At 69.4% G+C, this 14,430-nt stretch carries 15 protein-coding genes and 1 pseudogene; 10 read left to right on the top strand and 6 right to left on the bottom strand.

From position 1 onward, the window contains the following. The first annotated feature begins 42 nt into the window (after positions 1-42). Positions 43-1,353 (top strand): helix-turn-helix domain-containing protein, encoded by a 1,311-nt coding sequence (locus tag ACFW9Z_RS17205; protein ID WP_384640934.1) that lies wholly within the window; start codon positions 43-45, stop codon positions 1,351-1,353. 4 nt (positions 1,354-1,357) lie between these two features. Here the strand turns inward: ACFW9Z_RS17205 and ACFW9Z_RS17200 are convergent, their stop codons facing one another. Beyond that, positions 1,358-1,897, bottom strand: a complete 540-nt coding sequence (locus ACFW9Z_RS17200; RefSeq protein WP_384640931.1) for an NUDIX hydrolase — start codon at positions 1,895-1,897, stop codon at positions 1,358-1,360. Between the two features lie 217 nt (positions 1,898-2,114). On the opposite strand from ACFW9Z_RS17200, the pseudogene ACFW9Z_RS17195 reads away from it, so the two are divergent. Then, positions 2,115-2,920: pseudogene (locus ACFW9Z_RS17195) on the top strand (tyrosine-type recombinase/integrase); the annotation flags it as partial. A gap of 7 nt (positions 2,921-2,927) precedes the next feature. Here the strand turns inward: ACFW9Z_RS17195 and sodN are convergent. Beyond that, the gene (gene sodN / locus ACFW9Z_RS17190; protein WP_109163657.1) at positions 2,928-3,323 is read right to left on the bottom strand and encodes a superoxide dismutase, Ni; all 396 of its coding nucleotides are present in this window, start codon (positions 3,321-3,323) and stop codon (positions 2,928-2,930) included. A 222-nt stretch (positions 3,324-3,545) separates the two neighbouring features. Here sodN and sodX point away from each other — a divergent pair, with 222 nt between their 5' ends. Continuing rightward, a complete protein-coding gene (sodX, locus tag ACFW9Z_RS17185) occupies positions 3,546-4,118 on the top strand; it encodes a nickel-type superoxide dismutase maturation protease (RefSeq protein ID WP_384640927.1) in 573 nt (190 codons plus the stop codon). On the opposite strand, the gene ACFW9Z_RS17180 is transcribed toward sodX, so the two are convergent. After that, positions 4,031-4,651: a CGNR zinc finger domain-containing protein gene (locus ACFW9Z_RS17180; RefSeq protein ID WP_384640923.1), complete on the bottom strand. Its 621-nt coding sequence runs from the start codon at positions 4,649-4,651 to the stop codon at positions 4,031-4,033. The genes sodX and ACFW9Z_RS17180 overlap by 88 nt on opposite strands. 88 nt (positions 4,652-4,739) lie before the next feature. Between ACFW9Z_RS17180 and ACFW9Z_RS17175 the strand changes: the two genes are divergently transcribed. After that, a complete protein-coding gene (locus ACFW9Z_RS17175) occupies positions 4,740-5,501 on the top strand; it encodes a class I SAM-dependent methyltransferase (protein ID WP_384640920.1) in 762 nt (253 codons plus the stop codon). 114 nt (positions 5,502-5,615) lie between these two features. On the opposite strand, the gene ACFW9Z_RS17170 is transcribed toward ACFW9Z_RS17175, so the two are convergent. From ACFW9Z_RS17170 to ACFW9Z_RS17160, 3 genes are read right to left on the bottom strand one after another with little or no spacing between them, the layout of a single operon-like run. After that, entirely contained in the window at positions 5,616-6,380 is a 765-nt protein-coding gene (locus tag ACFW9Z_RS17170; protein ID WP_384640917.1) for an amino acid ABC transporter ATP-binding protein, read from the bottom strand. Continuing rightward, positions 6,377-7,345 (bottom strand): amino acid ABC transporter permease, encoded by a 969-nt coding sequence (locus ACFW9Z_RS17165; protein ID WP_384640913.1) that lies wholly within the window; start codon positions 7,343-7,345, stop codon positions 6,377-6,379. The genes ACFW9Z_RS17170 and ACFW9Z_RS17165 overlap by 4 nt, the downstream gene beginning before the upstream one ends. A gap of 28 nt (positions 7,346-7,373) precedes the next feature. After that, positions 7,374-8,336 carry an ABC transporter substrate-binding protein gene (locus tag ACFW9Z_RS17160; protein ID WP_384640910.1) on the bottom strand — a complete coding sequence of 321 codons (963 nt, stop codon included), beginning with the start codon at positions 8,334-8,336 and terminating at the stop codon, positions 7,374-7,376. A 538-nt stretch (positions 8,337-8,874) separates the two neighbouring features. On the opposite strand from ACFW9Z_RS17160, the gene ACFW9Z_RS17155 reads away from it, so the two are divergent. The 6 genes from ACFW9Z_RS17155 to ACFW9Z_RS17130 all read left to right on the top strand — a co-directional run bounded on the left by ACFW9Z_RS17155 (position 8,875) and on the right by ACFW9Z_RS17130 (position 14,183). Then, on the top strand, positions 8,875-10,122 hold the full coding sequence (locus ACFW9Z_RS17155; protein WP_384640907.1) for an NADP-dependent malic enzyme: 1,248 nt from the start codon (positions 8,875-8,877) through the stop codon (positions 10,120-10,122). A 248-nt stretch (positions 10,123-10,370) separates the two neighbouring features. Next, the gene (locus ACFW9Z_RS17150) at positions 10,371-11,339 is read left to right on the top strand and encodes a zinc-binding dehydrogenase (protein ID WP_384640905.1); all 969 of its coding nucleotides are present in this window, start codon (positions 10,371-10,373) and stop codon (positions 11,337-11,339) included. Between the two features lie 65 nt (positions 11,340-11,404). Beyond that, positions 11,405-12,832 (top strand): cellulase family glycosylhydrolase, encoded by a 1,428-nt coding sequence (locus ACFW9Z_RS17145; RefSeq protein WP_384640902.1) that lies wholly within the window; start codon positions 11,405-11,407, stop codon positions 12,830-12,832. After that, positions 12,825-13,364 (top strand): GNAT family N-acetyltransferase, encoded by a 540-nt coding sequence (locus ACFW9Z_RS17140; protein WP_384640900.1) that lies wholly within the window; start codon positions 12,825-12,827, stop codon positions 13,362-13,364. The genes ACFW9Z_RS17145 and ACFW9Z_RS17140 overlap by 8 nt, the downstream gene beginning before the upstream one ends. Before the next feature lie 31 nt (positions 13,365-13,395). Further along, on the top strand, positions 13,396-13,605 hold the full coding sequence (locus ACFW9Z_RS17135) for a sigma factor-like helix-turn-helix DNA-binding protein (protein ID WP_006127526.1): 210 nt from the start codon (positions 13,396-13,398) through the stop codon (positions 13,603-13,605). Continuing rightward, positions 13,605-14,183, top strand: a complete 579-nt coding sequence (locus ACFW9Z_RS17130) for a Clp protease N-terminal domain-containing protein (RefSeq protein ID WP_384640897.1) — start codon at positions 13,605-13,607, stop codon at positions 14,181-14,183. Before ACFW9Z_RS17135 ends, ACFW9Z_RS17130 begins: the two co-directional genes overlap by 1 nt. Positions 14,184-14,430: the final 247 nt, after the last annotated feature.

The raw sequence follows: 14,430 nt of genomic DNA, 5'->3' as shown, positions 1-14,430 counted from the left end.
GTCCCATGGCAGCCCGTCCGGACGGGCGAGTGAGGGGGATGAGTGGCACGCTCGCAGGTTCACCGGGCTCTGTCGGCCGAACTGCTGGCCAGTGCGGAATGGCAGGATGCCTGTCGCAGCAGGGACTTCGCCCGCATCTTCCGGCTGGTCAAGGTCAAGGCCGGGATCTACCCGTCGCGGGTCGCCGCGCTGTGTGGCATGACGCCGAGCAGAGTCGGCGAGATCATGGCGGGACGACGCGGCTTGGCACATATCGACGTGATCGAACGCGTCGCCGACGGCCTTCGCATCCCCGGTGCAATGCTCGGCCTGGCCCACCGCCCTTGGGAGATCCCTGCTTCCTCCACCACCGAGGAGAGGTCGCCCGAGCTACTTCCTGCGGTACCGCGCGAGCCTCAGCGCACCGAAAAGGCAGAGGAATTGGATGACCTTCTTGCCTTGGTCGACGGCCGTGCAACTCGCTCCACCCTCACGGCCCTGCGCTCCTCGGTCCAGGACTACTGGCGGCGCGACAACGCACACGGCGGCGCGACCCTGCGGCCGGCCGTCGTGGGGCATCTGCGCTATGTCGGCCGTCTACTCGATAACGCCGAGACTGGCTTACGGCACGACCTCCAAGGGGTCGCGGCCGAGCTGGCACGGCTTTCCGGCTGGGCCTACTTCGATGCCCGTCAGTACAGCACCGCCCGCACCTACTTCACCCAAGCGCTCAAGCTTTCCCACACGCAAGGCGACAGCCTCTTCATGGCCAATGTGCTGTCCTGCATGAGTCTTCTGGCCACCTACGACGGCAATCCGAGCGATGCCGTGGCCCTTGCGTGCCGCGCCCAGGACGCGGCCCGCGCCGCCGGCGAACAACCGCTCGTCATGTCGATGCTGCATTTGCGTGAAGCGTTCGCCCATGCCTCCCTTCGAGATGCTCAGGCTTGCCACCAAGCCGTGGATCGCTCCCGTACCCAGTACGAACGCTCACGCGGACACGAAGCCGAGGCGCCTGACTGGGTCCAGTACTTCGACGAGACGAAACTCCTCGTGGACACGGGCATCGCCTACGCGCGCCTTGGTGAACCAGCCCGCGCCGAACCCCTCATCGCTGAGGGCTTACGTCGAGAAACTGCCGACCAACAGCGAGGCCGGGCCTTCCACGCCTACTGGCTGGCCAGTGCCCAGCTCCAGCTGGGCAAACTCGACGAGGCATGCACCAGCGCCGGCCTCGCCCTCGACCTCGCCGCAGCCATTGACTCGCCACGAGTGAGCGGCCACGTCCAAGAGCTTCACCGCCGAATGCTGCCCTACGCACGCGAAGCCCTCGTCCTCGCCTTCGAGCAACGCATGCGCGAGGCCCTCGGCTGACCCCTTACGAGCCGCCGGTCGCCTCGTCCAGCAGCAGATACAGCAGACCGACCAGGCTGCCACTGCTGACGATCTCGCGACGGTCGATCATGCCCCTGATCTCCGAGATCGGAACCCACTCGATTCGGTCCGACTCGTTCAATTCGGTCGGCGAGCCCGCGTACGAGGCGGGCTCGGCACGAAAGACGAAGTGCTCGGAATCCGTGATGCCGTTCGCCGGCTGCGCGTACACGAGCGGCTTGACACCCTTCACCCGCCAGCCGGTCTCCTCCTCGGCCTCGCGGGCAGCAGCCTGTTCCGGGGTCTCGTCGGCCTCGATGAGGCCCATCGGAAGCTCCCAGCCCCAGGTGTCGGTGATGAACCGGTGCCGCCACATCATCAGCACGCGCTTCTGGTCGTCGACCACGGCCGCTACGGCCAGGTGGCGCATGCGGACCACATGGTGTTCCCACCGCCGACCGTCAGGCTGCTGAACGTCGACGAGCCAGAGATTCACCCATGGGTTGTTGTAGATCTGCCGCTCGCCATGGACGGTCCACTGCATGAGCCCAACTCCCTCGTTTCAGTGAAGTATCCAGCATGTCACTCTGACGAGAATCCGACCGCCAGGTTGGGGGTCATCGCCCGCGCCGACGAGAGGGAGGAACTTTGGATTCGGCAGCCCCGAGCGCTGGCATGCTCGTCTCTACAGCCATTGTGCTGCTTGCCTTCGCGGCTGCGAGTCGTCGGCTGGACGCGTTGTCGAGCCGCCAGATCAGCACCTGTCCGACCAGCTCGGCCCCGGCAGCGTCCGGAACGTCCACGACGTCCTCGTGCGCATGATGACGGCGGCGGTGGACGACAAGGTCATCGCCTCCGGCCCGTGCCGCCGGATCACCCTTCCGGTGATGCCGGACGAGGAGGTCACCCCGACGACCGTCGCCCAGGTCGAGGCCATGGCACGCGTGATGCCGCCGTACATCCGTGCGGCCGTCGTCATGCTCGCCGGACCGGGTCTGCGCATAGGGGAGTTGCTCGGCCTCAAGGTGGCGGACGTCGACTTCAAGGCCTGGAGCGACAGCAGCTCCGGTCGGGGAAGGTCGGCCCGCCGAAGACCGCGAAGTCACGTCGGACCGTTCCGGTCGGGGAGGTCGTCACCGACGCGCTCTTCGGACACCTCGCCGCACGCCACTCCAAGGAGTGGCTGTTCACGATGGAGGAAGGGGAACCGCTCAACTACCGCCGCTGGAAGACCGAGTGGAACTGCGCCCGCAGGGCGCTCCAAACGGAGGAGAGCGAGGCGGCCAAGCATGAGGGCCGCAAGTCCGTCGAGCTGCCGCACCTAGTGACCCACGACCTGCGGCACTTCTACGCCTCCGCGCTCATCGCGGGCGGGGCGAGCGTCAAGCAGGTGCAGCTCGTCCTCGGCCACGCGTCCGCCGTCATCACGCTGCGGATCTACGCGCACCTGTGGCCGGGCGAAGAAGACCGCACCCGGTCCGTGATGGACGCCGTTCTCGGCGGCCTGCGGACCGGGTGCGGACCGGTGGGCGACATGACCAGCGAAACCGCAGGTCAGACGGCCTAACCGTAGATCAAGCCTTCTTGGTTTCCCAGAAGATCTTGTCGACCTCGGCGATCAGGTCCAGGGCCTTCTGGCCCGTCGCCGGGTCGTTCGAGCCCTTGGCCGCGGAGAGCGCCTTCAGGGTGTCGTTGATCAGCTGGTGCAGCTCCGGGTACTTCTCGAAGTGCGGGGGCTTGAAGTAGTCGCTCCAGAGCACCGAGACGTGGTGCTTCGCGAGCTCGGCGCGCTGTTCCTTGATCAGGACCGCGCGGGTGCGGAAGTCCGCGTCCTCGTTGGCCTGGTACTTCTCCTGGACGGCCTTGACCGACTCGGCCTCGATGCGGGCCTGGGCCGGGTCGTAGACGCCGCAGGGAAGGTCGCAGTGGGCGCTGACCTTCACCTTGGGGGCAAACAGGCGGGAAAGCATGGAGCTGTCCTCCTCGTGATCGTCTTCTCAGGTGGGACATTACTCCGTGGAGCGCCGCTTTCCGTGGCTGCCCCAGGTGCTTAGGTCAAAAGTCCGGGGTGGGAATCGGGCCGTCGGCCGAATGTACGGAGCGGAACGTGAACGTACGGAGCCGAACGTACGGTGCGGAGCGGAACGTACGGAGCGGTACGCGTTACGGTGCGGCCGGAGGAGGACCGGGAGGTGACCGAGATGCCGGAGCGGGGACGGGTGTCCGGAGGGGGGCGGGGCTGGCGGCGCCCCTTGCAGGTCGTGGAGGTGACGGGGCCTTCGATGGTGCCCACGCTCTACCACGGCGACCTGCTGCTGGTGCAGTACGGGGCGCCCGTGCGCCCCGGTGACGTGGTGATCCTGCGTCACCCCTTCCAGCAGGACCTGCTGGTGGTCAAGCGGGCCGTCGAACGGCGGCCGGGCGGCTGGTGGGTGCGGGGCGACAACACGTTCGCGGGCGGGGACAGCACGGATTACGGGGTGGTCCCCGATGAGCTCGTCCTGGCCCGGGTGCGGGTCCGCTACCGGCCTCCGGCGAAGGGCCCGAAGGACTCCAAGGGCCCGGAGCGTTCGAAGGACTCCAAGGGCCCGGAGCGTTCGAAGGGCTCCGAGGGCCCGGAGAGTTCGAGGGGCTCCAAGGGCTCCAAGGGGCCTAATGGGGGCAAGGGGTCCAGGCGTCAGCGGTCGGTGACCGAGGTGCTCGGCTGGGCGGTCTCGGCCGTGCGGCCCGTCCGCTCCGCCTCCGCGCGTTTGCGGGCCCGGTAGGCGGCCACGTTGGCCCGGGTCGCGCACCGGTCCGAGCAGTAGCGCCGGGACCGGTTGGTGGAGGTGTCCAGGTAGGCGTTGCGGCACGGGACCGCCTCGCAGAGGCCCAGGCGGTCCACGCCGTGCGAGGTCAGGTGGAAGGCCAGGCCCATCGCCGCGATGGCCGTGTACCCGGCGGTCGCGTTCGACGGGTGGTCGGCCAGGTGCATGTGCCAGTCCGGCCTGCCGTCCTCGTCCCGGGTGTCGTGCCCGGAGATCTGCGGGCTCACCGGGAACTCCAGCAGCAGCGAGTTCAGCAGGTCCACCGCGAGCGTCTCGTCCCCGCCGTCGGCCGCCTCGAAGACCGCGCGCAGCCGTCCCCGTACGGAACGGAAACGGGTCACGTCCGCGTCCGTCGTCCGCCGCGCCGCCTGCTGGTTGCCGCCGAACAGCTCCCGGACCGCCTCGACCGAGGTGAGGGCGTCCTTGTTGCGGGCCGGCTCCTCGGTGTTGACCAGACGCACGGCATAGTCCGAGTAATAGGCCAGTTCCACTTGTAGTCCTTACCGGGTCGGTCTAGGGTCGGGGTGTCGGCCAGTGTAATGGGTGGTCGATATTCAAGAGGCTTACTTGGAGGTTGGCGTGACGGAGACAGGGACGAGCACCGACTGGCGGTCCTGGCAGGAGAGCTGGGACCGGCAGCAGGAGTGGTACATGCCCGACCGCGAGGAGCGGTTCCGGGTGATGCTGGACATGGTCGAGGCGGTCGTCGGCCCCGCGCCCCGGGTGCTCGACCTCGCGTGCGGTACGGGAAGTATTACGGACCGGCTCCTCCAGCGGTTCCCGGACGCCACGAGCACCGGAGTCGACCTCGACCCCGCGCTCCTGGCCATAGCCCGCGGCACCTTCGAGGGCGACGACCGGGTCACCCTCGTCACCGCCGACCTCAAGGACCCGGAGTGGACGGCCCGGCTGCCCCACTCCTCGTACGACGCCGTCCTCACCGCCACCGCCCTGCACTGGCTCCACAGCGAGCCGCTGGCCACCCTGTACGGGCAGCTCGGCAAGCTCGTCCGGGACGGCGGGGTCTTCATGAACGCCGACCACACCATCGACCCGGCCACCCCCCGGATCAACGCCGCCGAACGCGCCCACCGGCACGCCGCCATGGACCGGGCCAAGGCCGGCGGCGTCCTGGACTGGGCCGAATGGTGGGCGCTCGCCGCCCAGGACCCCGTACTCGCCGGGCCCACCGCCGAACGGTTCGCGATCTACGGCGAGCACGCGGACGGCGACACGCCCTCCGCCGACTGGCACGCCCGCACCCTGCTCGCCGCCGGCTTCGGCGAGGCCCGTACCGTCTGGTCCTCGCCCTCGGACAGCCTCGTCCTCGCCGTGAAGTAGCGGCGGCAGACGCAAGAGCAGACGTAAAAGCAGAAGCAAGAGCAGACGCAAGAGCAGACGTAAAAGAGGGCGGTGCGGACATCGTGTCCGTACCGCCCTCTTTTGGGGAACGAGCTACAGCACCTTCGACAGGAACGACTTCGTCCGGTCGTGCTGCGGGTTGGTCAGCACATCGCGCGGGTGGCCCGACTCGACCACCACACCGTCGTCCATGAAGACCAGCGCGTCACCGACCTCGCGGGCGAAGCCCATCTCGTGGGTGACGACGATCATCGTCATGCCGTCCTCGGCCAGACCGCGCATGACGTCCAGGACATCGCCCACCAGCTCCGGGTCGAGCGCGGAGGTCGGCTCGTCGAAGAGCATCAGCTTCGGCTCCATCGCCAGCGCACGGGCGATGGCGACGCGCTGCTGCTGCCCGCCGGAGAGCTGGGAGGGGTAGTTCTTCGTCTTGTCGCCGAGCCCCACCCGGTCCAGCAGCTTCTCGGCCCGGGCCCGGGCCACGGCCTTGGCCTCGCCCTTGACCTGGATCGGGGCCTCCATGACGTTCTCGATGGCCGTCATGTGCGGGAAGAGGTTGAACCGCTGGAACACCATGCCGATGTCCCGGCGCTGGAGGGCGACCTCGCTGTCCTTGAGCTCGTAGAGCTTGTCGCCCTTCTGCCGGTAGCCGACCAGCTCGCCGTCGACCGAGAGCCGGCCTGCGTTGATCTGCTCCAGGTGGTTGATGCACCGCAGGAAGGTCGACTTGCCGGAGCCGGACGGGCCGACCAGGCAGAACACCTCACGCGGGGCGACCTCCAGGTCGATGCCCTTGAGGATGTGGGCTGCGCCGAAGGACTTGTGGACGCCCTCGGCCTTCACCATGGGGGTGGTCATGCGGAGACACCTCCGGAGGGCCGGTTGCTGAACGAGGCGAGGTTGACCTTGACACGCTGCCACGGCGTGAGCGGCAGCGCACGCAGGGCGCCACGCGCGTAGCGGCGCTCCAGGTAGTACTGGCCGACGCTGAACACGCTGGTCATCACGATGTACCAGATGGACGCGACGAACAGCATCTCCATCACCGCGTACGAGGTGGAGCCGATCTGCGAGGTGGAGCGGAGCAGCTCGTTGTACGTGACCGCGTAGACCAGCGAGGAGGTCTTCAGCATGTTGATGAACTCGTTGCCGGTCGGCGGGATGATCACGCGCAGCGCCTGCGGCAGGACCACGCGGCGCATGGTCTTCGCCTGGGTCATGCCGAGCGCGTGCGACGCCTCGGTCTGGCCCTCGTCGACCGACTGGATGCCGGCGCGGCAGATCTCCGCCATGTAGGCGGCCTCGTTCAGGGCGAGCCCCAGCAGGGCGCACATGAACGGGGTCATGACGTCCGTCATCTCGTCCTTGTAGATGAACGGGATGTTCAGGATCGGGAAGATCAGCGCCAGGTTGAACCAGAGCAGCAGCTGTACGTAGACCGGGGTGCCCCGGAAGAACCAGATGTACAGCCAGGCGACCCAGCTGGTGACCGGGTTCTTCGAGAGCCGCATCACGGCCAGGATCACACCGAGGATCACACCGAGCACCATCGCGAGGACGCTGATCAGCACGGTGCGGCCGGCTCCGGCGAGGACGCTGCTGTCGAACAGCTTGTCGCCCACGGCCTGCCACTGGATGTTGCCCTGCGAGAAGGCGTAGACCAGGCCGGCGAGGAGGCCGATGACCACGACGCCGCTGATCCAGCGGCCGACATGGCGGACCGGGATGGCCTTGATGTTCTCCGGGGCCGTGGTGGAGCCCTTGGAGACGGACACCTGGCCGGCCGGTGAGCCGGCGGGCGTCTTGTCGAACTTGTCAGTCATCGTGACTGCCCTTCAGTGAAGCGTCCGGTCACTTGCCGCCGTTGATGGCGGCCTTGTCGATCGCTCCCGTGCCGGCGCCCCACTTGTCGAGCACCTTCTGGTACGAACCGTCGGCGATGATCGCGTCGACGGCTTCCTTGAGGGCGTCCCGCAGCCCGGTGTTGTCCTTCTTGACGGCGATGCCGAACGGGCCCGCGTCGATCTGCTCGCCGACGACCTCGAAGGCCTTGCCCCCGTCGGCCTTGCGGGCCAGGTCGACCGCGACCGGGTAGTCGTTGACCCCGGCGACCGCACCGCCGGACTTGACGCGGGTCTGGGCCTCGGTGTCGTTCTCGAAGGACTGGATCTTGATGGCGGGCTTGCCGCCGTCCGTACAGGCCTTCGACTGCGTCTTGAGGGCCTTCTCGTAGGTGGTGCCGCGCTGCACGGCGGCGCCCTTCCCGCAGAGGTCCTCGATGGACTTGATGTTCTGCGGGTTGCCCTTCTTCGTGTACACGGCGGTGCCGGCCAGGAAGTAGTCGACGAAGTCGACGCCCTCGCCCAGCTTCTTGCCGGACTCGTCCAGGCCCTCCTGGCGCTGCTTGTTGTCCGTGATGGACGACATGGCGATGTCGTGGCGGCCGGTGTTCAGGGCGGTGATCAGCCCGTCGAAGGAGCCGGAGGTGAACTCGAACTTCACACCGAGCTGCTTGCCGAGGGCGTCGGCCAGGTCGGGGTCGACGCCCACGATCTTGCCGTTCTCGAAGGACTCCATCGGGGCGTACTCGGCGTTCGTGCCGACCTTGATGACACCCGACTTCTGGTACTTCTCCGGCAGCTTGGAGAAGAGCGGGGCGCCGGCCTTGGTGGCCGTGCCGCTGCCGCCCTCGGAGGAGGAGCTGTCGGTCTGGTCGCCACAGGCGGTGAGCAGCAGGGTGCCGGCGACCGCGATGGCGCCGACCGCCGCAATCCGGGACTTGGCGGTCTTACGACGCGTGATGCTTGCGGTCATGTCGGGAACCTCCGGCAGGTGAGGGATGAAAGTGAGGGTGGGGGGCTTTCGGGGAGGCTTGGCACGCACCTTCGAGTGTCGGCACCTCGTTTGATGACGGCATCCTGCCATTCGGACCAGCCGATTCAGGGGCCCAGTCATGTCAAAATCGGATAACGGGCAACACCCGAACTCGCGTGACCGATAGGTCTGGACCGGACCTTCTGTGGTGAAACGTTCCCGGCGCCGAAGAATCTTCGGTGTGCCTTGCCTCTCAGGCGGCATTTGTGCCGGTTTGCCGACTTGTCCAGATATTCGACTATGAGTCACGTCACCGCATCGGAATGGACTCGTGCGTAACAGGGTTGGTCCGGTAAGAAAGACGTTTACACCCCTCATCCGGGGCTCAGGGCGCGTGTGCGGCGCGCCCGCGCGTATGTACCTCTCCCTGCCGGGGCGGGCCAACCGCCTGGTGCAGGGCACGTACGCGGTGCCCGCCCACCCCTCCTCAACCAGGAGTGGCCACCCTCAAACGATGAAGACTTAAGGGGTCAACACCATGGCAGCGGAGATCGTCAATCCTCGCAGCGACAGCACTACCGACAGTGACATCCGGCGCGTGAGCGCCGCGGACGCGGAGACCGGGGCCGACGAGCCCTTCGATCCGGCCTTCGCCCTCCACCGGGGAGGGAAGATGGCCGTGCAGTCCACCGTCCCGATCCGGGACAAGGACGACCTTTCCCTGGCCTACACGCCCGGCGTGGCGAAGGTCTGCAGCGCCATCGCCGACAACCCCGAGCTCGTCCACGACTACACCTGGAAGTCCCAGGTCGTGGCCGTCGTGACGGACGGCACCGCCGTGCTCGGTCTCGGTGACATCGGGCCCGAGGCGTCCCTCCCCGTGATGGAGGGCAAGGCCATCCTCTTCAAGCAGTTCGGCGGCGTGGACGCGGTGCCGATCGCGCTCGCGACCACCGACGCGGACGAGATCGTCGAGACCGTCGTCCGGCTCGCCCCCTCCTTCGGCGGGGTCAACCTGGAGGACATCTCGGCGCCCCGGTGCTTCGAGATCGAGCGCAAGCTCCAGGAGCGGCTGGACATCCCGGTCTTCCACGACGACCAGCACGGGACGGCGGTCGTCACCCTCGCCGCCCTGCGCAACGCCGCCAAGCTCTCCGGGCGCACGCTCGGCGATCTGCGCGGGGTGATCTCCGGCGCGGGCGCGGCGGGCGTGGCCATCGCCAAGTTCCTGCTGGAGGCCGGTATCGGCGATGTCGCCGTGGCCGACCGCAAGGGCATCGTCAGCCGGGACCGGGACGACCTGACCGAGGTCAAGCGCGAGCTGGCCGAGCTGACCAACCGGGCCGGGATCTCCGGTTCGCTGGAGAAGGCGCTCGCCGGGGCGGACGTCTTCATCGGTGTCTCCGGCGGTACGGTGCCGGAGGCGGCGGTGGCGTCGATGGCGCCCGGTGCGTACGTCTTCGCCATGGCCAACCCGAACCCGGAGGTCCACCCCGAGATCGCGCACAAGTACGCGGCCGTGGTGGCGACCGGGCGCTCGGACTTCCCGAACCAGATCAACAACGTGCTGGCGTTCCCGGGGATCTTCGCGGGGGCGCTCCAGGTGCGGGCCTCCCGGATCACGGAGGGGATGAAGATCGCCGCGGCCAACGCGCTGGCCGACGTGGTCGGCGATGAGCTGGCGGCGGACTACGTGATCCCCTCGCCGTTCGACGAGCGGGTCGCCCCGGCGGTCACGGCCGCGGTGGCCGCGGCCGCGCGGGCGGAGGGTGTGGCTCGGCGCTGAGGTTGGGCGTGTGTGTTTGACGGTGGGCGGGGCCTTGTGGGTTGGGGCTCCGCCCCCCTTTTTTTTCGGCCCCTCCGGCGTTCCAGCCCGCCCCGACTTCAGCCCCGCCGCAGGGGCTTGATGTGCCCGCCGGAGACGCCGGAAGAGGCCCACCGGGGGAAGAGACGGCGAGGGCGGGGGCGGCCACTTGGTGTGCGTCACACGTGGATGCGGTTACGTCCCCGGCCCGCCCGGCCTATCGTCTAGCCATGTTCGCCGCCTACGCAGCCCGCATCGACCCCGATCAGCCCCTCAACGGCCTTGAGCTGGGCGAGCGCCCGGCCCCCGAGGCGCGGCCGGGGTGGAGCATCATCACCGTCCGGGCCGCCTCCCTCAACCACCACGACCTCTGGTCGCTGCGGGGCGTGGGCCTCGCCGAGGACCGGCTGCCGATGATCCTCGGCTGTGATGCCGCCGGTATCGACGAGAACGGCAACGAGGTCGTCCTGCACTCCGTGATCGGCCAGTCCGGCCACGGGGTCGGGCCGAAGGAGCCGCGCTCCATCCTCACCGAGCGCTACCAGGGCACCTTCGCCGAGCAGGTCGCCGTACCCACCTGGAACGTGCTGCCCAAGCCGAAGGAGCTCACCTTCGAGGAGGCCGCCTGTCTGCCGACCGCCTGGCTCACCGCGTACCGGATGCTCTTCACCAACGCCGGGGTGCGGCCCGGTGATTCGGTGCTCGTCCAGGGCGCGGGCGGCGGAGTCGCCACCGCCGCGATCGTGCTCGGGAAGGCCGCCGGGCTCCGGGTCTTCGCCACCAGCCGCGACGAGACCCGGCGCAAGCGGGCCGTCGAACTCGGCGCACTGGAGGCGTACGAGCCCGGGGCGCGGCTCCCGCAGCGGGTGGACGCCGTCATCGAGACCGTCGGGGCCGCCACCTGGTCCCACTCCGTGAAGTCGCTGCGCCCCGGCGGCACCCTCGTCATCTCGGGGGCCACCAGCGGCGACCGGCCCTCGCACGCCGAGCTGACCCGGATCTTCTTCCTGGAGCTGAAGGTCGTCGGCTCCACGATGGGGACCAAGGACGAGCTGGAGGGTCTGCTCGCGTTCTGCGCGACCACAGGCGTACGCCCGGTCATCGACGAGGTGCTGCCGCTGGACCGGGCCCGCGAGGGGTTCCAGCGGCTGGCCGACGGCGAGCAGTTCGGGAAGATCGTGCTCCGGCCGACGGAGTAACCCCACGGAACCCGTCAGCTCCCCATACTTGAATAAGTGTCAGCTTTGCTGATGGGATGCCGCCCATGCGTATGGGCAGAGCACTCATAGCACTTGTCGTCGCGTCCGTCCTGGCGGCGGGGGCCCTCGCTCCCGCCGCGACGGCGGACCCCGCACCCGCACCCGTCTCCCCGGTCTCGTACGAACGTTCCATCCCGCCCCTCACCGACAGCCGGGGCCGCACCCTCACCCTGCGCGGCTGGAACGTCGAGGACAAGGCGAACCGGGGCGAGGCCGCGCTCAGCGCCATCACCGAACGCCACTTCCGCGACCTGCGGGCAGGCGGCTTCAACTTCGCCCGGCTGCTGGTCTTCTGGGACGATCTGGAGCCCCGGCGCGGCCAGTACAGCGAGCGTTACCTCCGGAAGATCGAGCGCATCCTGGACTGGGCGCGGAAACACCGTATCCACGTCCTCATCGACGCCCACCAGGACGTCTTCGGGCCCGCGTTCGGCCACCGGGGCATCCCGGAATGGGCCACCAGGACCGACGGGCTGCCGTTCACCCCGAACCCCGACGACTGGTTCTCCGAGTACTTCGAACCGGCCGTCCAGCGGGCCTTCACCCACCTCTACGAGGACCCCGACCTCCGGCGCGCCCAGGCCGCCATGTGGCAGGTCCTCGCCGAACGGTTCCGCGGCCACCCGGCCGTGATCGGCTACGACCTGATCAACGAGCCGATGGGGGAGCTGCGCGAGGGCGAGGACCTGCCCACCGCCGCCCGCCGCATCGAGGCCCGGCACCTCACCCCGATGTACAACCGCCTCGCCCGGGCCATCCGTGCCAAGGACCGTTCCACCTGGCTCTTCGTCGAGCCGACCCCGATTGTCGGCGAGGGCGTGCCCACCGGGCTGGGGCGGATCGAGGACAGCCGGACCGTGTACGCCCCGCACTTCTACAACACCGCCATGGAGGCGGGCGCGGACTACGACCCCGGGGCCGGGTGGATCGAGGCGTACGAGGCCGCCGTCACCGCGTACCCGGCCCGCCACCGGATGCCCGTGGTCGTCGGGGAGTGGGGGCCGCTGAACAACTCCCTTCCCAACATGGGCCGTTTCTACCGCGAGGCCGTCGCCTCCCTGAACCGCTACAGCTCCGGCTGGGCGGGGTACGTCTGGTGCTACGGCGGCGGCTACTGCGCGGTCGACGAGCGGGGCCGCTTCCGTACGAACAAGGAGCAGACGGCGACCCCGTACGCCCCGGCCGTCGCGGGTACGGTCCGCTCCGACACGTACGACGCGGGCAGCCGCTCCTACCGCCTCGCCTACCGTGCTGCCGTCCGCCCCGGCACCACGGAGCTGTCCCTCCCGCCCTCGTCCCGGGGCTGGCGCGTCTCCGTGACCGGGCCCGCGCATGTTCTCGGCAGGGCGCCGCACGGGGGACGGCTGACCGTCCTCGCCTGGCCGGGGGCGGAGGTGGTGGTGACCGTGCGGGAGGATGGTCCGCATGGATGAACTGACCACCCCCGAGGGGTTTTTGCTGCGCTCCTGGCTTCCCACCGATGCCCCCGCCGTGCTCCGCGCCTTCGCCCCGGCCGAGATGAACTGGCAGACGGACCGGCCCGTCTCCGACCAGGCCGACGCCCTGGTCTGGATCGCGAGCCGACTGCGCGAACGGCGGGACCGGACCAGCTACTCCTGGGCCGTCGTGGGCGAGGAGGGCGAGGCCCTCGGCTGCGTGGCCGTCGACGTCGTCAACCGGATCCACGAGACGGGCTGGGTCTCCTACTGGACCACCGAGGAGGCGCGCGGCCGGGGCGTCGCCTCCGCCGGTGTGCGGGCGCTGGCTCGCTGGGCGTTCCGCGAGGGCGGTTTCTACCGGCTGGAGCTGGGCCACCGCACCAACAACCCGGCCTCCTGCCGGGTCGCCGAACGGTCCGGGTTCGCGTCCGAGGGGATCGAGCGGGCCAAGCTGCGCTACGGGAGGTACCGGTACGACATCGAACGGCATGCCCGCCTGGCGGACGACGATGTCAACTTTGATTGACGGCGAGGGGGTGTCAATGTAAGTTGACGCCATGACCGAAGCAACGGATCTGGCCGCACGTGCCGGTGACCGCGACCCGCGTGTCGGGCTGCGGGCGGTGGCCGCGCTGCGGCGGCTGCTGGAGCAGCTCGAAGCCGTACAGGTGCGCAGTGCCCGCGTCCAGGGATGGTCGTGGCAGGAGATCGCCGCCGAGCTGGGCGTCAGCCGGCAGGCCGTGCACAAGAAGTATGGGAGGCGCTGATGTTCGAACGGTTCACCCAAGGTGCCCGCGCGACCGTGAAGGGCGCTGTGGCGGAGGCGGAGCGCGTCGGGGCCGGATCGGTCACCGAGGAGCACCTGTTCCTCGCCCTGCTGGAGCAGGAGGGCGACCGGGCCTCCTCCGCCGTCGCCTCCCTCGGCCTGACCCGCCGCCGCGCCTCACTGGAGGCCTCCTTCGCCGAGGCCCGCCGCCGGGGCGGGCTGACGAAGGCCGACACCGACGCCCTCGCGGGTATCGGGATCGACGTCGACGCCATCGTGTCCCGGGTCGAGGGGACCCACGGCGAGGGCGCCCTCACCGCCGACCGGCGGAGCCGCCGGTGGTGGTCGGGGCACCGTGCCTTCACCCCGGGGGCGAAGAGCATCCTGGAGAAGTCCCTGCGGATCGCCCTGGGGCGCGGCGACCGCTTCATCGGCCAGGAACACCTGCTCCTGGCCCTGACCGCGACCCCCGGCACCACCGCCGACGTCCTCGCCGAGCACGGGGCGACCTACGCGACCGTCCACCACGCGCTGTACGGGCCCGGGGCCGACGGCGAGGGACACGCCGAGGCCGGGTGAGCCGGGGGTACGGGCGGTGGCCGCCCCGGGGAAGGCGACCGGGGCGGCGCCGCCTTGCGTACGAAGGCCACGGCGGCGGCGGCCGCGCGGAAGGCGGTCACGGGCGCGGCCGCCTCGTGTACGACGACCACGGCGGTGGGGGGCGCCCGCGCCGCCGCCCCCCCCCCCCCCGCGTGTATTTGTAAACACCCCCCCCCCCCCCACCGCGGGGGGCAACGCCCCCCAACGAGCCGCCCCCGCCCCCCCC

Origin of the sequence: Streptomyces sp. NPDC059452, assembly GCF_042750035.1 — a bacterium.
Lineage (GTDB): Bacteria > Actinomycetota > Actinomycetes > Streptomycetales > Streptomycetaceae > Streptomyces.
This window is presented reverse-complemented; position numbering and strand designations above follow the sequence as displayed.